Here is a 25,278-nt window from a genome sequence, read left to right as displayed (position 1 = left end):
CCCGCACTGCTCTTGTTCGGGCGAGGGGGCTCCCAGTGCTTGCCCGCGATCATGAGCGTTGTGCGTCGCCAGATTGGTAGATCAAGGCAGCTGCAGTCCGCCTCCGGCTCTATGCAGCTCGCGAAGATGTTGGCCGATCTGCGCCAGGTTGGCTTCGACGCCCTCGAGCTCCAGCCGCCGCGCTTCGCTGAGTAACGTGCGCACCTCGGCGTTCAGCGCATCGGTGAGCTGGTTGAGGCGAGCCTGGCGTTGGCTGCTTTCAGATTCCAGACGTTGCCATTCGCTGGCCTGCGGCAACCCGTAGCCGCTTCCGTCCAGCAATTGCGCTGGCTGGCTCAGATAACCGCTGTTGGCGAGAATGCCCTGCAGGGTCTCGTCCGCTTTATCCAGCGTTTGGTCGCCCTGTTGGCGGCCGCTCAGGTAGCGGTTCTTCAGTTCTTCCTGAGCCAGCAGCAGGTGCCGGCGCAGTGCGGCCTGCTCCACCAGCATCAGCGCCGCGCTGGCGCGCAGGTCGGCCTTACTTATCCAGGGCCGGCGCGCTTCAGCGCTCAGTTCCAACCAGGCTTCAACGTCCTTATGCGGCAGATCCAGGCGTTCGCGCAGCACGGCGAACATGGCTTGGTAACGATCACGGTAGGAATCGAAGCGATACCCCAGACGCAATGCCTCCTGTGGATCGTCGAGTACGCTGGCGTCGGCCAGGCCGCGATTGATCAGGATGTCCAGAAGTCCGCTGGGCAGGATGCTGTCGAGCGCGGCGAGTTCAGGGCGGGCGGTACCGCTGCGCAACAGCTTGAGGGTTTCGACCGCGCAGTTATTCGACAGGAAGTAATAGTCGCCGTCGTAGCTCCAGTGCATTTCGGCGCTACGAATCACCAGGTTTTCGATCTCCTCGCGCTGCAGCTTCAGCGGAATCGAGGCGAGGCTGCGCAGTTCGACCTTGGTGTACTCATCAATCACCTGGCCCAGCGGCAGGACGAACAGGCGAGAAGGATATACGCCGGTGAGGCCGTCCCAGCTCGACAGCTGTACATCGCCGACGAATGCGCGGAAAGACAGCACCAGGTGATGATCCAGATCCAGGCGGCAGTCCGGCCCACGTGGGCGGCCTGGGGCGCAGATCACCAGGCGCAGCATGCTGTGACCCCAGCGACTGACCCAGGCGTCGTTGGCTTCGGCAAACAGATAGTCGACCTCGTAGACGCGCTCGGGGTCGAGCTCGATCAGCGGGGTGCGCGCGAAGTCGTGCCCGGCGTTGAGAATCGGCAGTGCGTCTTTGCATGCCTCCGCTCTGGCCGGTTGCCAGCCGAAATGCTCAGTGAAATAGCGATGCATCAGCGGCCGACGGCAGGCGTAGCTGGGGTCCAGCAGAAAGTACTCCAGGTTCACCGCGACGAATTCCAGTGGACTGGTCAGCTCATAGGCATCGGGGCTGCGCGCCTGTTGCGCATTTTCGCGCTCGCGCTCGCCGCGCTCGCCGACGCGTTGCGGCCAGCCAGCCAGATCAAGCAGATATGGATCATCACTGAGGGTAAAGCGGCGCTCGGTCTGGCCGCGGCAGCTGTCCGGCAACCCGACCAGGCCCAGACTGCTGGCGCGCTGTCCACAGAACGCCAGCTGTCGATGGTTTTCCGGCGACCAGAGGCGAGCGCGGTCATAGAGATGAGCCACTTCGTGAATGAGCGTCGCCAGCAGTTCCTGACGCACCGTGCCGTGGGGCCGCTCGGTGCGTTGAGCGGCTGCGCGGCCATCGGTGAGTGCCGGCAGCAGGCGCCGATTGAGCAGCAGCAGGTTGCCGCCGGCACTTCCATAAACCTCGTGGGGCAGTCCGTCATGCCAGCGGACGCGGACGTCCCGATCCAGACGTTCCATCATTCGCGGCGGCAGTGCGGCTACGGCTTCGTCCAGCAATTGCTGGCTGGCTGCCCGTTCGGCCGGTTGCAGGTCGGCGTCATCCAGGGTCAGGCGCAGCTCGGCCTGGCACACATTGCCGAACGCCATGACCGCAGTGAACGCAACGCCCAGCCAGCGGGCCCAGGACGGTTTCACTGAGCGAGGATGGCTTCGGCCAGCGCCAGGTCACTGGCTTGCTGTGCGTCCGGGAATGCACCGCGCAAGCGGCTAAGCGCGGCTTCCAGTCGCGCGCCACGAATCTCACCACCGCTGGCGACAAAGCCGGCGGCTTCATCGCGGGCTTCGCTGACGACCTTCATGTCGCTGATGCGGCTGGTCACGTCGGAGGTGAAATTGATGCTGCGGTCCAGGGCGTTGACGACGATATTACTGGTAGCCACCAGCGTCTGTGCCTGAGCACCGCTGGCAAGAAGAGCCAGGGCAAAAGGCGCGGCGATCAGCTTGAAGTTCATGAGTCTTCTCGAGGGAGCGGAGTGGATGCTTGGACGAGGATTGCCTCGGCCAGTTCAAGGTCGCTGGCCGTCATCCGCGGTTGACGCTCGCGCAGCCAGCGCATTGCACCTTCCAGGCGAACACCACGAAGCTCGCCGTGGCTGGCAACGAACCCGGCGGCGTCGTCGCGGGCGTTGAGGATCAGCTTGTTGTCGAGGGGGGCGCTGGTCACCTGGCTGGCGACGTAGGAAGACGCAACGGTGTTGCCGATGAGGCTGTCGAAGGCCTGCGCGCTGCCGCAGACGCAGCAGCCGGCGAGTACAAGGTAAAGCGAACGCATGTGAATCCTGAGGCTGGACAATCAGCCGGCAAGGCTAGCGAAACGCCAGCCCCAGAGCCAGCGTCATGCTCGCTTACGCCGCGGATCAGAGCGCCAGAATTGCGCCGGCCAGCTGAAGGTCAGTGGCGTGCAGGGCCGGTGCCTGGGTGCGGATGTGCTTCAGTGCCGCTTCCAGTTGAGCGCCACGGGATTCGCCATTGCTGGCAACGAAGCGCGCGGCATCGTCCTTGGCGTCGAGTACCAGCTTGTCATCGCCCAGGTTCGAGGTGATATCGGAGGTGCCTTCCACGGTGTTGACCAGCGAGGCGCCGATGGCGTCGATGGTGCCGGTGATGCTTCCCGCCGACGCGGTGCCTGCAACCAGGCAGGCCGCAGTGGCGACTGACAACAGATACTTGTTCATGGTGTTCTCCAGGGTGGCCGCAATTTTCTGCCGTTATTCGCTATGACCTTTGGGCCGGCGTGCCGTTCAGCATAAGGCTCGGCCACGCCGCCTGGAAGCCGCTTATCAGCGCCAGAAGGGCTTGCTCAGCTCGTCCATTCGTTCGCTCTGGCTGATGCCGACATCGGCCAGCTGACGTTCATCGAGCGCAGCCAGGTGCTGCCGAGTCCGTACGCGTCGCTGCCACAGACGTAGCTGCTGCAATACCCGGTGCAGCGGCGGCAGGCCGATTGCTGTTTTTTGCCTCCACGTCAGTAGGCGCTCCATGAGCCGCTCCTTCCCGCGTTTCACGGGGATGGGTTATGGGCAGATAGAGTCGCGTGCTGACGGGGGCGGGTTACAGTCACAGGGACTTTTAATTGTGCCGGTTCAGTTCGCGGCGAGAATCATCTGTACTGCTTGGCCGCGCTTCAACTGTATTTCTGTGTTCGGGTCAGGGCTTGGCGATCGATGGCGTCAGTATCCATTCGGCGCTGTCATTCCAGACATCCATCCGCGTGATCTTGCCCTGACGAACTTCGAAACGGTCGAGATAGCGGTTGCCGGAGAACGTGCTCCCGTCAGGCCATTCGCCGTACAGCGTGCCGTTGGAGTACACCACGGTGTGGTCCTGATGTTCGGTCCAGTCGAACTGCCCCAACTGCTTCTTCACCCAGCGATAGCGGCCAGCGTTGAAGGCGGTGATCTCTTTGGCACTGGGCATCGCACGGCCACCGGTGAAGGTGATGTTGACGTCTGCCGACATGTAGGTCGCCGCTCTGACCGGGTCGGGCACCATCGAGGCCTCCAGAAAATCGCTAACAATCTGGACTGCTTCGTTTTCATATTTCATATCGAGATCTCCTGAATGGACGTCAGCTATTGCTTTTAATCAGTGCGGGCCGCACGAAAATCGTGCGTGTAGCAGCGCCATGCCTGCCTAGGTGACTGATTTAAAGCGTCTGCCGGCTATGGCACTCACTTTGCTAGCAAAGTTCGTACAAATGCTAGCTATCAGGAGTGTCGCCTCATGTTCAAGCTTTCGAGATCTCTATTTCGGCTATGCCCAAAAGTGGCAGCAGTCAGTGCCCTCGGACTGTGTCTGCTGGGTCAGGCCAAGGCTGAGGAGCCCATCAAGATAGGCCTGGTTGCGGCGCTTTCCGGCCAGTCAGCCAAATCTGGCGAGGCGTTGACCCGTGGTTTGAACGTGGCCATCGACGAACTCAATGCAGCAGGTGGCATTCTCGGTCGGCCGGTGGAGCTGATTCGTCGCGACGACGAAAGCAATCCTGCCAAAGGCATGCTGGCGGCGCGCGAGTTGATCCAGCGGGAGAAGGTCGCGGTGCTGTTCGGCGGCCTGGACACACCGGTTTCGCTGGCCATCGTGCCACTGGTCAATCAACTCAAGGTGCCGTTCATGGGCGTCTGGGCTGCTGGTACGGGCATCACCCGAAACGGCGCCAAGGACAACTACGTGTTCCGTGTGTCCGCAGTGGACGAGCTGGTCGACGAGGCGCTGGTGGAGTACGGCGTCAAGCAGAAAGGCATGCAGAAGCCTGGCATGATTTTGGTGAACAACCCTTGGGGTGAATCCAATGAGCTCGGTTTTCGCGCGGCGCTGGAAAAGCGCGACATGCCCTACGCCGGTATCGAGCGCATCGAGGACAGTGACCTCGACGTGGTGCCGCAGCTGACTCGGCTGAAAAACGCCGGTGCGGATGCCCTGTTGATGGTCGGTAACGTCGGGCCCTCGGCCCAGGTGGTCAAGTCGCTCGACCGCATGAACTGGGACGTGCCGGTGGTTTCCCACTGGGGCCCGGCAGGTGGTCGTTTCAGCGAGCTGGCCGGCCCCAACGCCAGCCGTGTGCATTTCATCCAGACCTACGTATTCGGCGAGCAGAACAGTGCCAAGGGCGACGCGGTCATGGCTGCCTTGAAGAAACGCTATCCCGCCATCAAGACGATTGCTGATGTGACCCCGGCGGTCGGTATCGCCAATGCCTACGACGGCATGCACCTGGCTGCGCTGGCAATCGAGAAAGCCGGATCGGTGAAGGGCAGCGAAGTGCGCGACGGCTTCTACGCCATCGAGCAGTACGACGGCCTGATCAAGCAGTACAGCAAACCCTTTGATGCCGAAAAGCATGACGCCCTGGGACCGGACGATTACCTGTTCACCCATTTCGTCGACGGCCAGATCGTTCCCCTGCAACCCTGACCTGAGCCGGCCGCTCCGTCATTCACGGAGCGGCTGCAAGGAGCTGTCTTCATGATCACTGCCGCCATCGTCACCGGTCTTGGGCTGGGCAGCATGTATGCCCTGCTGGCGCTGGGTTTCCACATCACCTATGTGGTTTCGCGGACCGTCAACTTTGCCCAGGGCAGCGCCATGATGGTTGGCGCCGTGCTGGGCTACAGTTTTCACATCACCTGGGGCTGGCCACTCTGGCTGGCGATTCCGATGACCCTGTCGCTGTGCGCGCTCTACGGTCTGATGGTGGAACGCTTTCTGGTCCGACCTTTTCATTCGCGCGGCTCGGATGCCTGGTTGATGGCGACCGTCGCGGCGGGGATTCTTGTCGATAACCTGGCGATGTTCACCTTTGGCAAGGAGCCTCGCCAGTTCACCTCCGAGCTGGCGACCACCAGCGTTGCGCTGTTAGGTTCGAATATCTCGCTGCTGCAGATGCTGATTCCGCTGGCCGGCGCCGGCATCGCTCTGGCGCTGCTACTGGTGCGCCGTTACACGCGGCTGGGCAAGGTGCTGGAAGCCTGCGTGCAGAACCCGATGGCCGCCCGGCTGATGGGCATACGCGTCAACCGCGTGGTGGCAATCGCCTTCGCCGTGTCAGCCGTGTTCGCCGCCGTGGCGGGGTTGCTGATCGCACCCTTGTTCAACGTCAGCGCCGAGATGGGCACGCTTTTCGGGCTCAAGGCGTTTGCCGTGGCGATTCTCGGCGGAATCGGTAGCGCCAGCGGCGTGTTCGCCGCCGGCCTGCTGTTCGGGTTGGTGGAAGCGGTTGTGACCCTGTACTTCGGTTCCGCCTTTACCCAGCTGTTCACCTTCGCTCTGGTCATCCTGGCTCTGGCGGTGCGGCCAAATGGACTGTTCGGCAGCAAGACACTGGTGAAAGTATGAAGACTTCGATTCTTGCCCCGGCGGGCATCGCCCTGTTGGCAGTCGCTGGCACAGCACTTTCGCTGATGCTCGACAGTTACTCGCTGCTGGTTTTCAGTTTCTTTGCGCTCACGGTGGTCGTGGGAGTCGGGCTGAACATCCTGATCGGCCTCAGCGGGCAGATATCCTTCGGTCACATCGCCTTCTATGCCATTGGCGCTTATGCCTCGGCACTGCTGACCATGGCCGGCTTGCCGCTGGCGCTTGCAATGCCCGCCGCGGCGCTGCTGTGCGGGGCCGTCGGTGCCCTGCTGGCGATTCCGGCGTTGCGGGTTACTGGGCCTTATCTGGCGATGATCACCATTGCGTTCGCCCTCGTGGTTCACCATGGCCTGATCGAGTGGCGCGGGCTGACTGGCGGTGCCAATGGCCTGATGGGCATCCCCATGCCCGAGTTAGGCGAGCTGGATCCGGCCGTGCTGATGGCGCTGATCGCCAGCGCGATGATGGTGATCGCACTGGCCTTTTATCACCGCTTGCACCAGAGCGGCTGGGGCACGGCGATGCGCGCGGTCAAGGCCTCCGAGATCGCCGCTCGCTCCCTGGGTTTCAACCCGGTGCAGACCAAGACCCTGGCCTTTGGATTGTCGGCTCTGCTGACCGGCTTCGCCGGTGCGTTGGTGGCGCCGCTGATGATGTTCATCAATCCGGCCTCCTTTCCGTTCTCGCAGTCGATCCTGTTCGTGCTCGCCGTGATCGTAGGCGGTGCTGGAACGCTGTTCGGTCCTCTGCTCGGCGCCCTGCTGATCGTGCTGCTGCCCGAGATGCTGGCCGACTTCGCCGAGTACCGGCTGTTGATGTTTTCCGCGCTGCTGCTGGTGGTGCTCTGGGTTGCGCCTCGCGGCGTGCTGGGCAGCCTCGCCCGGCTGTGGTTCCGTCCGGCGCCGGTGAAGCCGCCGGTCGTTGCCGATCAGGCGTTGCTGGCCAAGTTTTTCAGTGGGGGACGGCAAGCTGCCGGGCTTGAGGTCGAGGACATCAGCATCGGCTTTGGCGGCGTGCAGGCGGCGGACAAGGTCAGCCTGAACGCGCCGCCGGGCAGCATCACCAGCATCATCGGCCCCAACGGAGCGGGCAAGACCACGGTGCTGAACATGATTAGTGGGTTCTATACGCCCGACTCGGGCAGCATCCGTCTGGGCGGATTGGTCTCCGGTCTGCCGGCCTGGAAGATCGCGCGCGCTGGCATCTCGCGTACCTACCAGACCACTCAGCTGTTCGGCGAACTGACGGTGCTCGAAAACATCCTCGCCGGCTTGCAGCAGGGCCGTCTCGGCGGGATTTTCCGGCGCCCCGGCGCTGAGCAGCGCGAACTGGCGCTGCACCTGCTATCGCTGGTGGGCTATCGCGGTTCGGTCAATACGCCAGCCGATGATTTGCCCCATGTGGATCGCCGTCTCGTGGAAATCGCCCGCGCACTCGCGTCGCGTCCAAAGGTGCTGCTGCTGGACGAGCCGGCCGCTGGCCTGGGTCGCGGTGACACTGACAGCCTGGCCGCGCTATTCAGGGTCCTGGCCGGTTTCAACATCGCGGTGATTCTGGTCGAGCACGACATGGCGCTGGTGATGGCGGTTTCCGAACGCATTCTGGTGCTTGATGCCGGCAAGCCAATCGGCTGGGGCCTGCCGGAAGAAGTCCGCAGCAATCCGCGAGTGGTGGCCGCGTACCTCGGCGGCACCAGCTATCAAGCGCCCCAGCGTGCTGAGCCGTGGGCGGGCTCGCGTGATGCGCGCCTGTTCATCAAGGATCTGGTGGTGGATTACGGCGCGGCGCCGGTGGTCGAAGGCGTCAATCTGGTGGTCAACCCCGGCGAGCTGATCGCCATCCTTGGTGCCAACGGCGCGGGCAAGTCGAGCATCCTCAAATGCCTGGCAGGCCTTCACACCGCCACCTCGGGCACCATCTTGCTGGATAACGAGAATATCGAGCACGTGGATGCCAGCGCCATCGCGGCGCGGGGTCTGGCGCTGGTGCCTGAAGGGCGCCAGGTCTTCCCTCAGCTCAGCGTGCGGGACAATCTGCTGCTGGGCGGTTATTCGCGCACCGAGGCATTCGATGCCGAGGCGGAGATCGAAGCCATCCTCAAGCGCTTCCCGCGTTTGCGCGACCGCATCGACAGCCCGGCCGGACTTCTGTCCGGTGGCGAGCAGCAAATGGTGGCGGTGGGCCGCGGGCTGATGGCCAAGCCGAAAATTCTCCTGCTGGACGAGCCTTCATTGGGGCTCTCTCCCGCGATGATCGGCGAGCTGTACGACGCCCTGGCAGCGCTGCGGGACGAGGGCGTGACCTTGTTGCTGGTCGATCAAATGGCCAACCTCGCCCTGCAGGTAGCCGATCGCGCCTATGTGCTGGAAACCGGCCGCATCGTCAAATCCGGTACGGCCGAACAGCTGCGCGGTGACAGCGAACTGGAAGCTGCCTACCTCGGGCATGGGACGGCCGCATGAGCGCCTTGCACATTATCAACGCGCGCCGCAGCGCCGCCGAGCCGCTGAGCGAACTGATGATCGAGCGCGGCCGTTTCGTCGCTCGGTTCAGCGCCGATAGCGCGCTTCGGGTTCTGGACCTCGCCGGGCGACTGGTTCTGCCAGGGTTGATCGAAACCCATATCCACCTGGATAAGGCCTGCATTCTGGAGCGTTGCCAGTTGACCGAGGGCACGCTGGCCGAAGCCATCGCCCAGACTCGCATGGCCAAGGCCTCATTCAGCGAGGACGATGTCTACGCCCGCGGCGCACAGGTGCTGGAAAAGGCGATCATCCAGGGCACCACGCATATGCGCACGCACGTGGAGATCGATCCAGGCATTGGCCTGACCGGATTTCGCGCGGTTCAGCGGCTGAAGCGGGACTATGCCTGGGCTGTCACCTTGGAAATCTGCGTGTTTCCTCAGGAGGGGATGCTCAACAACCCGGGCACGGAGCGATTGCTGTGCCAGGCGCTGGAAGAGGGCGCCGAGGTGCTTGGTGGTTGCCCCTACACCGATAGCGACCCGGGCGCGCAGATACGGCGGCTGTTCGAGCTGGCGGTGCGGTATGACCGCGACCTGGATTTCCATCTGGATTTCGATCTCAACCCCGAAGGCATGACCATCGGCGAGGTGATTCGCTGTACCGGGCTTCATGGCTGGGGCGGCCGAGTCGCCGTGGGCCATGTGACCAAGCTTTCTGCGCTCCCACTGGCGCACCTTGAGGAAGTTGCTCGCGCATTGGCGCAAGCCGGCGTGAGCGTGACCGCATTGCCGTCGACCGATCTGTTTCTCGGTGCGCGCGACAGGTTCAATGACAAGCCTCGAGGCGTTGCGCCCTTGGCGCACTTGCATCGCTGCGGCGTGACCTGCTCGCTGTCGACCAACAACATCGGCAACCCTTTCACGCCCTATGGCGATGCCTCGCTGGTGCGGCAGGCCAATCTGCTCGCCAACGTGACCCAACTATCGACCGAGAGGGAGCTGCTCGATTGTCTGGGATGGGTCTCGAGCGAATCGGCACGGTTGCTCAGGCTGCCCGATTACGGTCTGCAACCGGGGTGTCGGGCGGACTTCATCGTCTTTGATGCACCTTCGCCGGCGGCGGTCATCGCACAGATCAGCCCGCCGCTGATGGGCTTCAAGGCAGGCCGGCAGACCTTCGAGCGTGCCCTGCCGCGTTTGCTGACGCCTCGCTAGTGGTGCGGCGCAGGGCGCCGGTGAGCATTTCGATCGGTCGGATCACGAAGTCCTGGCTCAGATCATCCATGCGCTGCTCATGGACGCGCTGCTCGTGCGGCAGCTCCGTACGCGCCGCAAAGCGGATGCCGCCCGTTACGAGCGGGGCGGAGGTGCTCGGCGTCATCGCCTGAATCAGAGATCGCTGAGAATCTGGCGAATGTCCACTTCGGGCTCGGCCAGCTCCTCCAGCGCAAGCTGAGCTTCCAGCTCGTCCAGGTGCTCGATCATCACCCGGATCGCTTTGTCTCGGTCGCCTTGCTCAAGTGCGCTGACGATCTGCTCGTGCTCGTCAGATGCGCAGGCCGGTTGGTCGTTGCGCTGATAGAGCGCGACGATCAACGAGCTGCGCACCATCAGGTTGCCGAGAATTTCCGCGAGCACAGTATTGCCGCTGATTTCACCGAGCATCAGATGAAATTCGCTGAGTTCCCGCACGATATCGCGCCGGTCGCTGGCATTGGTCGCTTTGCGCTCGCTGCGCATATGGGCAGCGGTACGCTGGCGATGCTCGCGCATGGCCTCGGGCGTGATGCTCTCGACGATGGCGCGTTCAATGGCGCGCCGTGCCGCGAATACATCCCGGGCCTCTTTGGCGCTGGGCTGGGATACGAGGGCGCCGCGGTTCGGCTCGATGGTGACGATGCGCTGCATGGCCAGGCGCTGCAGGGCACTCTGTACATGGTTTCGATTGGCTTTCAGCGCCTCGACGATCTGCGCCTCGATCAACCGTGTTCCGGGGCGCAGGCGATGCTGGGCGATGGCCTTGGACAAGGCGTCGACGATGCGCTGCACTTCGATCTGCTTGCTGGTAACGGTCCGGGACCCCATATCTGCTGCCGACTCCTCAATGGTGGCTTGCAAGCGATGAGCGCTAGCAATGCGCATTATCAGCACTTGAGTTGCGTGAGCAACCTCATCAGCTCGGATCGGCCTCAACCGGGCCCTGCCCGAGGCTGTTGCCCTGGCCGCGGGGGTCGTGCATCGCAAAGCGCCGCCCATCGGTTTCGATGGCAATGGCGCCGGCCTGGCCGGTGTATGGGCTGAGCGATGGGATGATCTCCACTTCATGGCCCATGGCCTGGAGATTGGCAACTACAGCCGGGTCGATGTCCGCTTCAAGTTTGAGGTTGTCCGTGCTGTCGAAGAAGCTGCGGCCGAGAAGAAAGCGCGGCATGCGCAGGGCCTGGTCGATCGGCCGGTCGAAATCCACCAACTGGGTAGCCAGCACCATTTGCGTCTGCGGTTGGCCGTCACCGCCCTGGGTGCCGAAAAATAGCCGTCGCCCATCGTCTGCCAGATAGCAGGACGGGTTGAGCGTATGCGCGGGGCGCTTGCCGGGCGCCCAAGCGTTCGGATGTCCGGGGACGGGATTAAAGCCAGCGGCGCGGTTCTGCCAGATCACCCCGGTGTCACCGAGAATGCAGCCGGAGCCGAAGTCATGGAACAGGCTCTGGATCAGACACGCCGTTCGGCCTTCAACGTCAGTAGCGGCCATCCAGATGGTGTCGGCAGGGCGACCCGGTTCCGACCACGGCGAGGCGCGGTTGTCGTCAATGCGGTCGGCGCACCCAATGGCATTGGCTTCGCTCAGGGTAGAGTCATAGTCCCAGCCACTGCTGTGTGGATCATGCAGTTCGCCGTTGCGGCGCAGCAGCCCCTGTTTGATCGCCTCAACGAGGAAATGGTAATAGCGCGCGCTGCCACTGCCGCTTTCGGCGACCGGTTTATGCTGCAGTGCGGCCATGGCCTGCAATGTATAAAGCCCCTGGCAGGGGGGCGCGACGTTGAACAAGCGGCCCTGCCGGTAGCGCACGGAAATCGGCTCCACCTCTTCAGCGCGGGTGGCAGCCAGATCGGACAGGCTCAGACCACACTCCAATTGGCTGAACGCGTCGGCAAAGGCTCGGGCAAGCTCGCCCTGGTAGAAATCCTCGATACCATGACGCGCCAGCTGCCGCAGCGTGTCGGCCAGCTGGGGTTGCCTCAGCTGATCACCCTGTTGCAACCAGCGGCCTTCGCTCTTGCAGAGCGGGTGCAGGTCCGGCAGGCCTTCGATCAAATCCCTGCGCTGATGCTGCCAGAACAGCTGGGACGCGGACACTTCCACGCCGCGTTGTGCCGTCTCGGCCGCGTCGCCAAGCAGGTCGGCCCAGCCGAGGCGGGAGCCCCATTCATTGCGGCTGATGCTCTGCGCAATCTGCCAGCTGACCAGCGCACCGGCAGTGGTGGCCACCGCGCTCGGCCCTCGCAAACCGATCCTGCCCCCCGCCGGTAGCTGTTGTCCTGCTTGGCCAATCCCCACAATGGTGCGCACCCGGCGGTCATGGATCATCCAGAGTGCATCGCCACCCAGCCCGGTCATGTGAGGGTACACCGCCGCGAGCATTGCACTGGCTGCGAGCATTGCGTCAATGGAAGTGCCGCCTGCATCGAGAATGCGCATGCCAGCGGCCGTAGCTGCAGGATGTGGGGTGCAAATGACGCCGCGGCGGGATTCGGCCAACATGTGATTGATTCCTTGATTGCTAGCGATCTGATTTCAGGTTGCTAACGCCAAGGCAATAAGTGTTCCGCATCCGGGGTGATCACTTGTCATGCGAACTGCGATGAAGCCACACAAGAAAAAACCCCTCTCGGCCGGGCCGGGAGGGGTTCTGGTGTAGCGGGCGTCGCTTATTCCACGGCCTTGACCATGTCCTCGACGACTTTCTTGGCATCGCCAAAGACCATCATGGTCTTGTCCATGTAGAACAACTCGTTGTCCAGACCGGCATAGCCGCTGGCCATGGAGCGTTTGTTGACGATGACCGTCTTGGCTTTGTACGCCTCAAGGATCGGCATGCCGGCGATAGGCGATTTGGGATCGTTCTTCGCCGCCGGGTTGACCACGTCGTTGGCGCCGAGCACCAGCACCACGTCGGCCTGGCCGAACTCGGAGTTGATGTCGTCCATCTCGAATACCATTTCGTACGGCACTTCGGCTTCGGCCAGCAGCACGTTCATATGCCCGGGCATACGGCCGGCAACCGGGTGGATCGCATACTTCACGGTCACGCCCATGTGCGTCAGCTTCTCAGCCAGTTCCATCAGCGCGTGCTGTGCACGGGCGACCGCCAGGCCGTAGCCGGGAACGATGATCACGGTGTCGGCGTTCGACAGCAGGAAGGCGGCATCATCACTGGATCCGGATTTGACCGGGCGCTGTTCCTGGCTGCCTTTCGCCGGACCGGCATCGGCGTCGCCACCGAAGCCGCCGAGGATGACGTTGAAGAACGAACGGTTCATCGCCTTGCACATGATGTAGGAGAGAATTGCGCCGCTCGAACCCACCAGCGAACCGGCGATGATCAGCATCGAATTGTTCAAGGAGAAGCCGATACCGGCCGCTGCCCAGCCCGAGTAGCTGTTGAGCATCGATACAACCACCGGCATGTCCGCGCCACCGATGGGGATGATGATCAGCACGCCGATCACGAAGGCCAGCGCCACGAGGATCATGAACGCGGTGAAGTTGCCACTGAAGGTGTAGATCAGGCCCAGCACCAGAATGGCCACGCCAACGGCGAGGTTGATCTTGTGCTGGTTGGGGAACGACACAGGCGCGCCCTGGAACAGGCGGAACTTGTACTTGCCCGACAGCTTGCCGAAGGCGATCACCGAACCGGAGAAGGTGATGGCGCCGATGGCTGCACCGAGGAACAGTTCCAGACGGTTGCCGGCCGGAATCGGATAGCCGATGGCCTGGACGATGCCCAGCGACTGCGGCTCAAGCACCGCGGCTATGGCGATGAATACCGCGGCCAGGCCGATCATGCTGTGCATGAAAGCGACCAGCTCGGGCATCTTGGTCATCTCGACGCGCTTTGCCATCAGCGTACCGATGGTACCGCCGACCAGCAGGCCAAAGACGATGAAGCCCAAACCACTCCAGGGGCTGGCGCTCTCGACCAGCTGTGCGCCCAGCTTGAACACCAGGAACACCGTGGTGACCACGGCGATGCCCATGCCGATCATGCCGAACAGGTTGCCGCGGCGCGAAGTAGTGGGGTGCGACAGGCCTTTGAGAGCCTGGATGAAACTCACCGAAGCGATGAGGTACAGCAGGGTGATCAGGTTCATGCTCATGGCTTGGACTCCGCCTTGGCGCCAGCGCGCTCCTTCTTCTTGAACATTTCCAGCATGCGCCGGGTAACCAGGAAGCCACCGAAGACGTTCACGGCGGCCAGGGTCACCGCCAGGGTGCCCATCAGCTTGCCCATCGGGGTGACGGTCAGGGCGGCGGCCAGCATGGCGCCGACGATGACGATCGCCGAGATGGCGTTGGTGACTGCCATCAGCGGGGTGTGCAGCGCGGGGGTGACGTTCCAGACCACGTGGTAGCCGACGTAGATCGCCAGCACGAAGATGATCAGGTTGTAGATGCCATCAGAAATCATGTCCATGTTCAGGCTCCCTTAACCGTTGGTGCGTACGACCTGGCCGTCGCGGCACATCAGGCACGCAGCGACGATGTCGTCTTCAAGATTGAGCTGGAACTTGGCTTCGCCATCGATCACCAGCTTGAGGAAGTCCAGCAGGTTGCGGGCGTATAGCGCCGAAGCGTCCGCCGGCACGAGGGTCGCCAGGTTGGTGTAGCCAACCAGGGTCACGCCGTGCTTGACCACCACCTGATCGGCTTCGGTCAATGGACAATTACCGCCCTGGGAGGCGGCGAGGTCGATCACCACCGAACCGGGCTTCATCTGCTGCACGGTTTCTTCCTGCAACAGGGTCGGTGCCTTGCGGCCCGGAATCAGCGCAGTGGTGATGATGATGTCGGCCTGCTTGGCGCGTTCGTGCACGGCCTGCGCCTGACGCGCCATCCACGATGCCGGCATCGGACGGGCATAGCCGCCGACACCCTCGGCGCACTCACGCTCTTCATCGGTCTCGCAGGGCACGTCGACGAATTTGGCGCCAAGGGACTCGATCTGCTCCTTCACCGCCGGACGCACGTCCGAGGCTTCGATGACGGCGCCCAGGCGCTTGGCCGTGGCGATGGCCTGCAGGCCCGCGACACCGGCACCGAGGATCAGCACCCGTGCGGCTTTGACCGTACCGGCGGCGGTCATCAGCATCGGCATGAAGCGCGGGTACTGGTTGGCAGCGACCATCACGGCCTTGTAGCCGGCGATGTTGGCCTGGGAGGAGAGCACGTCGAGGCTCTGGGCGCGCGAGGTGCGCGGCGCCGCCTCCAGGGCGAAGGCGGTGATCCCGCGTTCGGCCATGCGTGCAATGTTTTCATTGTCGAAGGGATTGAGCATGCCGACCAAGACCGTGCCTGGCTGCATCTGCGCCAGTTCGGTCTCGCTCGGTGCGTTCACCTTCAGCAGGATCTCTGCTGCGAACGCCGCAGCGGCATCGGCGATGGTGGCGCCTGCCGCTTCGAAGGCACTGTCCGGAACACTGGCCTGTACGCCAGCTCCGCTCTGCACCGTCACCCGATGCCCTTGCCCGATCAGCTTCTTGATGGTTTCCGGTGTCGCGGCAACGCGCGTTTCACCGGGCCTGGTTTCGAGAGGAACACCAATGTGCATTGTTCTTGTTCTCCTGCTTGATCGTAACCAGCGTGCTGCGCGGTAACCCGGCTATTGCAACGCTGGTGTTACTTTTCGCCCGGCCACTGCGGATGGCGGCTGGGTGTGAATCGGCTAACGGGCCCCTGCACTTGCCGGTTTGCCTGGTGCGGCGCGGCATTCTGCAAGGGCTGTGGAAATCAAACAACTGTTTTAATCGGAACGCAACGGCGGATGTTCGTTCACGCCGTGACCATTAGGTTGCTTTGTATCGCTGCAGGCTGCGTCGGTATTGGGTTCGACCTTCGTCTAAGGTTCCGTACTCGGTTATGCGCGGCGCAATCATGAATGACGGACCATAGACGTTGTATTCGTCGGCGGGCTTGTCTGTATGCGACCTTGGTGCCGGTCGGCGCGGCGCATGTGCAAAAAAAATCGGAGCAAAGCCTGTAATGTCATGGATTCCCTGTAGTCCAATGCATTTGGTTGCGCTGGCTTCGGAATTCCGACGACGTTCGATCGCATTACTCATGAGAAATTCACATGGCCGAACTAGACGTGAATGAAATGATCCTGATGGAGGAATCGCAGCCCAGGCGGCTGCCGTTCGCTTTCGCTCGTCGCCACGGCGTGCTTCTGCTGGAGCGACCGGAGGGCCTGCGTCTGTGCGCTCGTGAAGGTGCGCCGCTGACCGCTGTGCAGGAGGCCCAGCGTGTCGCCGGCGGCCCGTTGGCGATGCAATGGCTGGCGCAGGACGAATTCGAGCAGGCCCTGAGTGCGGCCTATCAGCACGACTCCTCCGCTGCGATGCAGATGGTCGAAGGCCTTGGCGACGACATGGACCTGCACAGCCTGGCTGATCAGATCCAGGAAACCGAAGACCTGCTGGAGCAGGAAGACGATGCGCCGATTATTCGCCTGATCAACGCCATCCTGGGCGAGGCGATCAAGGAAAACGCCTCGGACATCCACGTCGAAACCTTCGAGAAGCGCCTGGTCATCCGTTTCCGCATCGATGGCATTCTGCGCGAGGTGGTGCAGCCCAAGCGCGAGTTGGCGGCGCTGCTGGTGTCGCGGATCAAGGTCATGGCGCGGCTCGACATCGCCGAGAAGCGCATCCCCCAGGATGGCCGCATTTCCCTGCGCGTCGGTGGCCGTGAGGTGGATATCCGCGTTTCGACGCTGCCGTCGGCCAACGGCGAGCGGGTTGTACTGCGTCTGCTGGACAAGCAGGCCGGCCGGCTCACGCTACGTCATCTGGGCATGAGCGACCGTGATCGCAAGCTGATGGAACAGGCCGTGCAAAAGCCGCACGGGATCATTCTCGTCACCGGCCCGACCGGCTCGGGCAAGACCACCACTCTGTACGCCAGCCTCGTCACGCTTAACGACCGTACGCGCAACATCCTTACCGTCGAGGATCCGATCGAATACAACCTTGAGGGCATCGGCCAGACCCAGGTCAACACCAAGGTCGACATGACCTTCGCGCGCGGCCTGCGCGCCATTCTGCGCCAGGATCCGGACGTGGTGATGGTCGGCGAAATCCGTGATCAGGAAACTGCCGACATGGCAGTGCAGGCGTCGCTCACCGGTCACCTGGTGCTCTCGACCCTGCACACCAACAGCGCCATCGGTGCGGTCACTCGCCTGGTGGACATGGGCGTGGAGCCGTTTCTGATCTCCTCGTCGCTGCTTGGCGTGCTGGCCCAACGCCTTGTCCGGGTGCTGTGTAATGACTGCAAACGCGCCTATGTCGCCGACGAAGCCGAGTGCGCGCTGTTCGGCCTCGACCCTAGCGAAGCCCCGACGCTGTACCACGCCGAAGGCTGCGACGTCTGTCGCCAGCTGGGCTATCGTGGGCGGACCGGCATCTACGAGCTGGTGCTGTTCGACGACACCCTGCGCAGCATGATCCACACCCGCGCCGCCGAGCAGGACATGGTTCGCCATGCCCGCCGCCTGGGCCCGAGCATTCGTGAGGATGGCCTGCGCAAGGTGCGAGAGGGCGTGACCACCATTGAAGAAGTGTTGCGCGTGACGCGCGAGGAATAAGCGCATGAGCAGACCGGCAGGAGGACCGCCACCCTGGCCATGATCAGCCTTGAATACATCCCCGACGCCCACGGCGGCGACGTTGGGCAGGCCACTTTCCTGAGGCGCTTTTGCCTGAACGGCTACCCATTGCCGCGGCTGACTGCAACGGCTGAGCGCTGATGGCAGCCTTCGAATACATCGCCCTGGACCCTCGTGGTCGCGAGCAGAAGGGCCTGATTGAGGCAGATAGCGCCCGTCAGGCACGGCAGCTGTTGCGCGAGAAGCAATGGTCGCCTCTGGACGTCAAACAGGCCAAAGCCAAGGAAGACACTGGCGGGGGCGGTTTCGCCTTTGGCCGCGGGCTGTCGGCGCGAGACCTGGCACTGGTGACTCGGCAGCTGGCGACCCTGGTTCAGGCGGCGTTGCCTATCGAGGAAGCGTTGCGTGCGGCGGCGGCACAGTCGTCGTCCCAGAAGATCAAGTCGATGCTGTTGGCCGTCCGAGCACGGGTGATGGAAGGGCATAGCCTGGCGGGGTCGCTGCGCGAATACCCTTCGGCGTTTCCCGAGCTGTACCGTGCCACCGTTGCGGCCGGCGAGCATGCCGGTCACCTCGGGTTGGTGCTCGATCAACTGGCCGATTACACCGATCAGCGCCAGCAGTCGCGGCAGAAGATTCAACTGGCGCTGCTGTACCCGGTGATCCTGCTGGTGGCCTCGCTGGCCATCGTGGTGTTGCTGCTGGGCTATGTGGTTCCGGATGTGGTGAAGGTGTTCGTCAACACCGGGCAGGCACTGCCGGCCCTGACCACAGGGCTGATCGCGGTGAGCGAGGTGGTGCAGAATTGGGGTTGGCTGATGCTCATTGGCATCGTGGCCGCCGCCCTGGCAATGCAGCAGGCGTTGCGTGATGAGAAGATCAAGCGCCGCTGGCATGCCTTCATCCTGCGGATTCCGCTGGTGGGGCGGCTGGCGCGGGCGACCAACACGGCGCGCTTCGCCTCGACGCTGGCAATTCTCACGCGCAGCGGCGTGCCGTTGGTGGATGCGCTGGGTATCGCCGCGGCGGTGATCGCCAACCTGCGTATTCGTGACAAGGTCATCGAGGCGGCGCAGCGTGTGCGCGAAGGTGGCAGCCTGACTCGCGCGCTGGATGCGACGGGCGAGTTTCCGCCGATGATGCTGCACATGATCGCCAGCGGTGAGAAATCCGGCGAGCTGGACCAGATGCTGGCCCGCACCGCGCGTAATCAGGAGAACGACCTGGCCGCGCAGATCTCGCTGATGGTGGGGCTTTTCGAACCCTTCATGCTGGTGTTCATGGGGGCTGTGGTATTGGTAATCGTGCTGGCGATCCTGCTGCCGATCCTTTCTCTCAATCAACTGGTGGGCTAGTGAGAATGACGTTGAACAGTCGCAAACAGGGTGGCTTTACCCTTATCGAAATCATGGTCGTGGTAGTGATCCTCGGGATCCTCGCCGCGCTGGTCGTGCCGCAGGTGATGAACCGCCCCGATCAGGCCAAGGTCACCGTCGCCAAGGGCGATATCAAGGCCATCGGCGCGGCCCTCGACATGTACAAGCTGGATAACTATGCGTATCCCAGCACCCAGCAGGGGCTGGATGCGCTGGTGGAAAAGCCCAGCGGCAATCCGCAGCCAAAGAATTGGAACCGCGACGGTTACCTCAAGCGCGTGCCCAAGGACCCGTGGGGCAACGAGTACCAGTACCTGTCGCCCGGTACCCAGGGCCAGTACGACCTGTATTCATATGGTGCAGACGGTAAGCAGGGCGGCTCCGAGCTAAACGCGGATATCGGTAACTGGGACCTCTGATCGATGCCCCAGGCGCGCCGGGAAAGCGGCTTTACGCTGATCGAGCTGCTGGTGGTGATCGTCATCCTTGGCAGCCTGGTGGGCCTGGCTGTGCTGTCGACCGGCAATACCAGCTCATCGCGCGAAATTCGCGACGAAGCGCAACGCGTGGCGACCCTGATCAGCCTGATGGCTGACGAAGCCGTCCTCGATAGCCGGGAATACGGACTGCTGTTCGACCGGGACGGTTATCGGGTGATGAGCTACGACGAAACCGATGCGCGTTGGCGCGATGTCGGCGATCGCGAAGCGCATCAGGCGCCTGAATGGATGCGCCTGGAGCTGGAGCTAGACGGCACCCCGCTGCAACTGGTCGGCCCCGTCAAGCGCGAGGATGACCCGGCGGGCCTGTCCAGCGAGGAGGATCGCAAGCGTCGGCGAGCCCCCCGCGTAGAGCCGCAGCTGCTGATTCTGTCCAGTGGTGAGCTATCCCCGTTTACCCTGACCCTGTCCGATCAGCGCCCTGGCGGGAGCCGCTGGACTGTATCCAGCGATGGCTTCCGGATACCGCGGGCCGAACCGGTAGAGCAGCGTCGATGAACCCTTCCCTGGCGCGTTCGAGCGGCTTTACCCTGCTTGAGGTGCTGGTGGCTTTGGCGATTTTCGCCATTGTCGCGGCGGTGGTGCTGACGGCGGCCGGCCGCAGCGTGAGCAATGCCGGGCGATTGGAAGCACTGACCCTGGCCGGCTGGATCGCCGACAACCGCCTCACCGAGCTGCAGCTGCAACAACCGGCACCGAGTGTTGGCCGTGAAGATACCCGCTTAGAGTTTGGGGGACGCCAATGGCAGACCCTGAGCGCAGTGGAAACCAGTGGTACGCCCGGTCTTCTGCGTATCCGCGTCTGGGTCGCGGCCGCCGAGCAGCGGCGCGGTGGCGCGGCCGGCCCTATCGAAGAGCGCGCGGTGACCAGCCTCACGGGCTTCGTTGGCGTCGACCCATGAGCATCCGCACGCCTCGCGCCATGGCAGGCTTCACGTTGCTTGAACTGTTGATCGCCATTGCGCTGTTCGCATTGTTGGGACTGGCGACCTACCGCATGCTCGAAGCGGTGATGCGCAGCGACGAAGTGGTCCGCGCACAGGAAGTCCAGCTACGAGAACTGGGGCGCGCGATGTGGAGTCTGGAGCGGGACCTGATTCAGGCCATGCCGCGACCGGTGCGCGATGGCTACGGCGACGAGCAGAATGCGTTCATCGGCCAGATGGCCGGCGCTGCGGACGGCGTGTCGCTGGAGCTGACACGCAGCGGCTGGCGCAACCCCACCGGTATGCGTAGGGCCAACCTGCAGCGGGTGCGTTGGCGGCTGGCAGGCGACACGCTGGAACGGGTCTATTGGGTTGTGCTGGACCGCGATGTGGACAGCGAGCCACGGGTGCAGCCCGTGCTCGACAATGTGCAGGCGCTGCGGCTGCGCTATCTGGACGCGGAAAACACCTGGCACGAGGAATGGCCTCCGTTCGAATTCGGACGTGGTAATCCAGAGGAACAGGCGAGGCGGTTGCCGCTAGCCGTGGAGGTCTCCATCGATCACCAGCGTTACGGCACCATCACCCGCCTGCTGCGGTTGCCGGACGGCCCAACGCCGGCGCCGCAATTCATCCAGCCCGACTCCCAGGGCGTGCCGGAGCCTGGCGGCGTGGGAGAAATGCAATGAAAGCGCAGCGCGGCGTCGCGCTCATCACGGTGCTGCTGGTGGTCGCCATCGTCACGGTGATCTGCGCTGGGATGATTGCGCGTCAGCAGTTGTCGATCCGGGGCACCGGCAACCAGCTGCAGGCGCGCCAGGCCTGGCACTACGCGCTGGGAGGGGAGGCGCTGGCGCAAACCCTGCTACGCCGCGATCTGCAGCTGTCTGGCGAGGGCACTGGGCAACCGGCAGTGGACCATCTGCTCGAAGCCTGGGCGCTGCCACAACCGGCCTACGATCTCGATGAAGGTCAGGGGCAGGTTCAGGTACGTATCGAGGACCTGGCCGGGCGCTTCAACCTCAACAGCCTGGTGCAGGAGCAGCAACCCAACGAAGCAGCGCTTGCCCAGTTTCGCCGGTTGCTGCTGCGCCTGCAGATCACCGAGCCCTATGGCGAGCGACTGGTGGATTGGCTCGACAGCGACCAGCAGCCCAGCGGCGAGTTTGGTGCGGAGGACAATGACTATCTGCTGCTCGACCCGCCCTATCGCACGGCGGGCAGGCGGCTGGAGGACCTCTCCGAACTGCGCTTGCTGCTCGGCATGCGTGACGAGGATTTTCAACGGTTGGCTCCCTACGTCACGGCGCTGCCGGCGGATACCCCGCTGAACGTCAATACGGCCAGTGCACTGGTGTTGTCCAGCCTTGCCGACAGCCTCAGTCCCAGCGCCGCCGAATCGCTGGTGCAGACACGTCAGGCTGCCCCGTTTCGTGACACGGCCAGTTTCATGGCGCAACCGGCGCTCAGCGGTGTCCAACTTCAAAGCACCAATCTTGCGGTGACCAGTCAATTCTTTCAGGCCATCAGCGAGGTGCGCTTGGCGGACCGCCGCCTGGCTCTGGTGAGTCGACTGCGGCGTGAGGACGACGGCGATGTCCGGGTGCTGCAACGCAACCTGGGACAGCCGCCACGACTGCCCCGACCAACCAACGACGGAGATCGATAGCCGATGGACTGCCTGTTTCTGCCCGCTGACTGCGGCGCTCGGATCGACCGCGACACCCGCGTCTACTGGCTGCCGGGAGAGGGCGACGATGGCTGGATGCCGTTGGCGAAGGTCATCGAACGAGCGTCGGCGGCAGTGACACTGGTGCTGCCGGCCGAGGTGTGCAGCGCCTTCGCAGTCAACCTGCCGACGCGCAAGGCGCGCTGGGTCAATCAGGCGCTGGCCTACGCGGTGGAGGAGCTGCTGGCCGAGAACGTCGATGATCTGCACCTGACCCATGGCGATGCGCTGGAAGACGGGCGGCGTCGGGTCATCGCCATCCGCCGACAACTGCTGGCTGACTGGCTGCAGGACCTCAAGGCGCTGGGCCTGACCATCGTCGCGATCCACGTCGATGCCGACTTGCTGCCACGCGATGGCACTCAGCTGCTGTTCATCGAAGGTCGCGCGCTGCTCGGCGGCAGTCCGGAAGCCCGGCTGGCCTTCGAGAGTGCCCAGTGGCCACATCTGGTCGGTCAGTGTCCCGCGCCCCATCATGGGCACGGAACCCTGGATGTGGCGCCGGCTCCGCTGGACAACTACCAGCAACTTGACGAGCCCTATCGTTTTCTCGCGTCGGGGCGTGCCGCTGCGCTCAATCTCGCGCAGGGCGACTTCGCCATTCAGGCTGCGGGCAGCGGGCTGGGCCAATGGAAGCCGGTAATGATCGTGCTGGCGTTGGTGTTGGCCGTGCAGCTGGTGTTCAACCTGGTTCAGGCCTGGACACTGGAAAGCCAGGCCGAGCGCTATGCCGAGGCGAGTCGGGTGCTGTACACCGAGCTGTTTCCCGAGGACCGACGCATCGTCAATCTGCGTGCGCAATTCGACGAACATATAGGCCAGAGCGCCGGTGCTTCGGCGGAGTTCATGCGCTTGCTGAATGAAGTGGCACTGGCATTGGCCGAGGGTATCCCCGTGTCGATCGGGCAGCTTGATTTCAACCAGGCCCGGGGTGATCTCGCGCTGCAAGTGCGCGCTAGCGATTTCGCCGCGCTCGAGCAGCTGCGTCAGCGCCTGGGACAAACCGGAGAGAGCGTCCAGTTGGGGTCGGCCAGTCGTGACGGCGATGCTGTCAGCGCGCGTGTGGTGATTGGAGGCCGAGGATGAATCTGAGACAACAGATGCGCGTGCGCCTGGCCGAGTCGCCCCTGTGGCTGCGCTGGCAACGCCTGCAACCCCGCGAACGCTTGTCGCTTACCTTGTTGGGCGCATTTCTGCTGGTGGTGTTGTTCTACCTGTTGCTGTGGGCGCCTGCTCAACAGCGCGTGCGCGATGCGCAGACGTACTTCCAGCAGGCGCGAGAGCTGCATGCCTATCTCGAGCAGAACAGCGAACTGGCGCGGCAGATGTCACGCAGCAACCCGGTTTCGCTGGCATCGGATCAGTTGCAAGGGCTTGTGACGCAAACTGCCCAACAGAGCGGCCTGACCATCGAGAGCTTCGACTTCGGCAATGACGGCAGCCTGCAGGTCACGCTGCCGGGTGCATCCTATGGCGCGCTGTTGCGCTGGTTCGATGAGCTGCAGGCGGCGGGCGCTAGCCTCGCCGAAGTCAGTATCAGTCAGGTCGGAGAGGGCCTGGTGGATGCGCGGGTGAGCTTCCGTGCGGAAGGCTAGGTCGCCTTTCAATGGGAGCGGGGACCTGCGGCCGGCAGCGCTGCGTACGGCGCTGCCGGCCAAGGCTCAGGGCGCTGGATGAATCTGGGTAGCCAAGGCGCGTAGCGCGGCTTCGGCGTCGAGTACCTTGTTTACCACGTCGTTGGCCTTCTCACGGCTCAGTCCGAGGCGATCGAACAGCTCCTGCGGAACCTCGCTGTAGGGACCGGACCCGATGCCGCGGTTACGCAACAGCTGAACTGCCAGGCAGACCAGGTTGGCATGCCCGGCATGCTCGCCCTGATAGTGCGGGTCATGCTGGAAGCGCAGCGCTGTCGACAACTCGTCAGGCATACCCCAGTAGCGCATCAGCCAGGCACCGATCTGCTCACGGGTAATGCCCAGCAGGTGCTGCTCGATCACGCTGTGGCCGAGATGCGGGTTGACCTCCAGGTGTCGACAGATCAGCGAGAAGTGCGGCGGAAAGACGTGCGCAAGCACCAGATAGCCGAAATTGTGCAGCAGCCCGGCAAGGTAGCTGAGACCTGCCTCGGGCCGCTGGGTGCGCGGGATGGCCCGGTTCAGCCCTTCGATTACCGCGGCGGTATAGATCGACTGTTGCCAGTAGGGCGTGGCTTGCTGCGGCTGGTCCTTGGGCAGGCTCAGGCTCTTACCCAGTGCCAGGCCGAGCGCCAGGTTGATCACCAGGTCGAACCCGAGCACCCGGACGATGGCATCTTCCACCGAACGGATCTTGCCAGGCGCGGCGTAGTAGGGCGAAGCGGCCCAGCTGACCACCTGTGCAGCCAGCGCCGGATCGGTCTCGACCACGCCGGTGATGTCATCCACGGTGGCCTCAGGGTCGACTCGAAGCTTGATGATCTTCTGTGCGGTCTGTGCCAGCGGCGGGATCTCGATGGTTTCTTCCAGCCGTTTCTGAATGCGCCGGGCAGTGAAGCTTTGCACCGCCTTGGTAATTTCCTCGCGGTCCTCTTCCGGACGGTCGAGGTTGGGCTGGATGGTGCTCAACGGAACGGCGAACTGGCCCGCGCTGGCTTTGCTGAGCAACTGCTTGAAATCCTGGCTGGCCATTTCCAGCAGCAGGCCGGGATGCCCGCTGTCGATGAACAGCACCGGTTGCTGCAGCAGCCGCTCTTCATACAGGCAGGGTGAACTGGTCAGTGGCGGCAGCCCTGGCAGGACCTGCAGGCTGTGCTTGGAAAGCATGCGGGTCAGCCGATCCGGTTTGACCGCCAGCAGCTGACGGCCGGTGAGCTCACCCACGCGGGAGAGATCAAGAAGATGGTCGCGCGGGAAAAGCACCAGCAACGCACCGATGGCATCGTCGACCAGCACCGCTTGCATGCGCTGTGCGGGGTTCAGCTCAGGGCTGTCGTCGCGGGTACGATAGGGCAGCGCCAGCTTGTCCAGAAGCTGGACGATAAGCGCGGGTGGCGTAACTGAAGTTGTTGTGTCGAGAGCCGAGTTCATGAGCATGATCCGTCTTATTCCCGTGCGGCGCAGTATAGCCTCATGCTTAGTGCGGTTAGG

Annotated in this window: 25 protein-coding genes; 13 read left to right on the top strand and 12 right to left on the bottom strand. The window is 63.4% G+C overall.

Translation table 11 applies throughout. The annotated features are described in order from the left end of the window. Positions 1-81 precede the first annotated feature (81 nt). The 6 genes from AAGW23_RS17390 to AAGW23_RS17365 form a co-directional block, all read right to left on the bottom strand. The gene (locus AAGW23_RS17390) at positions 82-2,001 is read right to left on the bottom strand and encodes a DUF4105 domain-containing protein (RefSeq protein ID WP_342407635.1); all 1,920 of its coding nucleotides are present in this window, start codon (positions 1,999-2,001) and stop codon (positions 82-84) included. Positions 2,002-2,045: 44 nt separating this feature from the next. Further along, a complete protein-coding gene (locus AAGW23_RS17385) occupies positions 2,046-2,366 on the bottom strand; it encodes a DUF2388 domain-containing protein (protein ID WP_342407588.1) in 321 nt (106 codons plus the stop codon). Continuing rightward, a complete protein-coding gene (locus tag AAGW23_RS17380) occupies positions 2,363-2,686 on the bottom strand; it encodes a DUF2388 domain-containing protein (RefSeq protein WP_342407587.1) in 324 nt (107 codons plus the stop codon). Before AAGW23_RS17380 ends, AAGW23_RS17385 begins: the two co-directional genes overlap by 4 nt. An 85-nt stretch (positions 2,687-2,771) precedes the next feature. Next, complete coding sequence (locus AAGW23_RS17375; protein ID WP_046163447.1) at positions 2,772-3,089, bottom strand: DUF2388 domain-containing protein; 318 nt, start codon at positions 3,087-3,089, stop codon at positions 2,772-2,774. A 105-nt stretch (positions 3,090-3,194) separates the two neighbouring features. Next, a complete protein-coding gene (locus tag AAGW23_RS17370) occupies positions 3,195-3,395 on the bottom strand; it encodes a DUF1127 domain-containing protein (RefSeq protein ID WP_342407586.1) in 201 nt (66 codons plus the stop codon). A gap of 166 nt (positions 3,396-3,561) precedes the next feature. Further along, positions 3,562-3,960, bottom strand: coding sequence for a nuclear transport factor 2 family protein (locus AAGW23_RS17365; protein WP_342407585.1), 399 nt, complete (start codon positions 3,958-3,960; stop codon positions 3,562-3,564). Between the two features lie 177 nt (positions 3,961-4,137). On the opposite strand from AAGW23_RS17365, the gene AAGW23_RS17360 reads away from it, so the two are divergent. Genes AAGW23_RS17360 through AAGW23_RS17345 form a run of 4 tightly spaced genes read left to right on the top strand, consistent with a single transcriptional unit; the run spans position 4,138 to position 9,949 of the window. Further along, positions 4,138-5,325: an ABC transporter substrate-binding protein gene (locus AAGW23_RS17360; RefSeq protein WP_342407584.1), complete on the top strand. Its 1,188-nt coding sequence runs from the start codon at positions 4,138-4,140 to the stop codon at positions 5,323-5,325. Between the two features lie 51 nt (positions 5,326-5,376). Further along, positions 5,377-6,246, top strand: coding sequence for a branched-chain amino acid ABC transporter permease (locus AAGW23_RS17355; protein ID WP_342407583.1), 870 nt, complete (start codon positions 5,377-5,379; stop codon positions 6,244-6,246). Beyond that, a complete protein-coding gene (locus AAGW23_RS17350) occupies positions 6,243-8,729 on the top strand; it encodes a branched-chain amino acid ABC transporter ATP-binding protein/permease (RefSeq protein ID WP_342407582.1) in 2,487 nt (828 codons plus the stop codon). Before AAGW23_RS17355 ends, AAGW23_RS17350 begins: the two co-directional genes overlap by 4 nt. Then, entirely contained in the window at positions 8,726-9,949 is a 1,224-nt protein-coding gene (locus AAGW23_RS17345) for an amidohydrolase family protein (protein ID WP_342407581.1), read from the top strand. The genes AAGW23_RS17350 and AAGW23_RS17345 overlap by 4 nt, the downstream gene beginning before the upstream one ends. Before the next feature lie 174 nt (positions 9,950-10,123). Here the strand turns inward: AAGW23_RS17345 and AAGW23_RS17340 are convergent, their stop codons facing one another. From AAGW23_RS17340 to AAGW23_RS17320, 5 genes are all read right to left on the bottom strand, one after another. Next, positions 10,124-10,819, bottom strand: a complete 696-nt coding sequence (locus AAGW23_RS17340) for a GntR family transcriptional regulator (RefSeq protein WP_342407634.1) — start codon at positions 10,817-10,819, stop codon at positions 10,124-10,126. Positions 10,820-10,907: 88 nt separating this feature from the next. Next, positions 10,908-12,497, bottom strand: a complete 1,590-nt coding sequence (locus AAGW23_RS17335; RefSeq protein ID WP_342407580.1) for a gamma-glutamyltransferase family protein — start codon at positions 12,495-12,497, stop codon at positions 10,908-10,910. A 167-nt stretch (positions 12,498-12,664) separates the two neighbouring features. Next, on the bottom strand, positions 12,665-14,116 hold the full coding sequence (locus AAGW23_RS17330; RefSeq protein ID WP_342407579.1) for an NAD(P)(+) transhydrogenase (Re/Si-specific) subunit beta: 1,452 nt from the start codon (positions 14,114-14,116) through the stop codon (positions 12,665-12,667). Beyond that, positions 14,113-14,433 (bottom strand): NAD(P) transhydrogenase subunit alpha, encoded by a 321-nt coding sequence (locus AAGW23_RS17325; RefSeq protein ID WP_021209089.1) that lies wholly within the window; start codon positions 14,431-14,433, stop codon positions 14,113-14,115. The genes AAGW23_RS17330 and AAGW23_RS17325 overlap by 4 nt, the downstream gene beginning before the upstream one ends. 12 nt (positions 14,434-14,445) lie before the next feature. Beyond that, a complete protein-coding gene (locus AAGW23_RS17320; protein WP_046163449.1) occupies positions 14,446-15,567 on the bottom strand; it encodes a Re/Si-specific NAD(P)(+) transhydrogenase subunit alpha in 1,122 nt (373 codons plus the stop codon). Between the two features lie 522 nt (positions 15,568-16,089). Here AAGW23_RS17320 and gspE point away from each other — a divergent pair. From gspE to AAGW23_RS17275, 9 genes are all read left to right on the top strand, one after another. Further along, complete coding sequence (gene gspE, locus AAGW23_RS17315; RefSeq protein WP_342407578.1) at positions 16,090-17,601, top strand: type II secretion system ATPase GspE; 1,512 nt, start codon at positions 16,090-16,092, stop codon at positions 17,599-17,601. 161 nt (positions 17,602-17,762) lie between these two features. After that, entirely contained in the window at positions 17,763-18,977 is a 1,215-nt protein-coding gene (xcpS, locus tag AAGW23_RS17310) for a GspF family T2SS innner membrane protein variant XcpS (RefSeq protein WP_342407577.1), read from the top strand. Between the two features lie 5 nt (positions 18,978-18,982). Continuing rightward, the gene (gene gspG / locus AAGW23_RS17305) at positions 18,983-19,417 is read left to right on the top strand and encodes a type II secretion system major pseudopilin GspG (protein WP_342407576.1); all 435 of its coding nucleotides are present in this window, start codon (positions 18,983-18,985) and stop codon (positions 19,415-19,417) included. Positions 19,418-19,420: 3 nt separating this feature from the next. Further along, on the top strand, positions 19,421-19,996 hold the full coding sequence (gene gspH / locus AAGW23_RS17300) for a type II secretion system minor pseudopilin GspH (protein ID WP_342407575.1): 576 nt from the start codon (positions 19,421-19,423) through the stop codon (positions 19,994-19,996). Next, complete coding sequence (gspI, locus tag AAGW23_RS17295) at positions 19,993-20,400, top strand: type II secretion system minor pseudopilin GspI (protein ID WP_342407574.1); 408 nt, start codon at positions 19,993-19,995, stop codon at positions 20,398-20,400. Before gspH ends, gspI begins: the two co-directional genes overlap by 4 nt. Further along, positions 20,397-21,113, top strand: coding sequence for a type II secretion system minor pseudopilin GspJ (gene gspJ, locus AAGW23_RS17290; RefSeq protein ID WP_342407573.1), 717 nt, complete (start codon positions 20,397-20,399; stop codon positions 21,111-21,113). Before gspI ends, gspJ begins: the two co-directional genes overlap by 4 nt. Continuing rightward, positions 21,110-22,093 (top strand): type II secretion system minor pseudopilin GspK, encoded by a 984-nt coding sequence (gene gspK, locus AAGW23_RS17285; RefSeq protein WP_342407572.1) that lies wholly within the window; start codon positions 21,110-21,112, stop codon positions 22,091-22,093. The genes gspJ and gspK overlap by 4 nt, the downstream gene beginning before the upstream one ends. A gap of 3 nt (positions 22,094-22,096) precedes the next feature. Next, positions 22,097-23,239 carry a type II secretion system protein GspL gene (gene gspL, locus AAGW23_RS17280; RefSeq protein ID WP_342407571.1) on the top strand — a complete coding sequence of 381 codons (1,143 nt, stop codon included), beginning with the start codon at positions 22,097-22,099 and terminating at the stop codon, positions 23,237-23,239. Then, positions 23,236-23,748 (top strand): type II secretion system protein M, encoded by a 513-nt coding sequence (locus AAGW23_RS17275; RefSeq protein ID WP_342407570.1) that lies wholly within the window; start codon positions 23,236-23,238, stop codon positions 23,746-23,748. Before gspL ends, AAGW23_RS17275 begins: the two co-directional genes overlap by 4 nt. Before the next feature lie 66 nt (positions 23,749-23,814). On the opposite strand, the gene AAGW23_RS17270 is transcribed toward AAGW23_RS17275, so the two are convergent. Further along, the gene (locus tag AAGW23_RS17270; protein ID WP_342407569.1) at positions 23,815-25,218 is read right to left on the bottom strand and encodes an aminoacyl-tRNA deacylase and HDOD domain-containing protein; all 1,404 of its coding nucleotides are present in this window, start codon (positions 25,216-25,218) and stop codon (positions 23,815-23,817) included. Between the last annotated feature and the right edge of the window lie 60 nt (positions 25,219-25,278).

The organism is Stutzerimonas chloritidismutans (assembly GCF_038562055.1).
GTDB classification, from domain to species: domain Bacteria; phylum Pseudomonadota; class Gammaproteobacteria; order Pseudomonadales; family Pseudomonadaceae; genus Stutzerimonas; species Stutzerimonas chloritidismutans_A.
The sequence above is the reverse complement of the archived record's forward strand: the minus strand, read 5'-3'. Positions and strand labels throughout refer to the sequence as shown.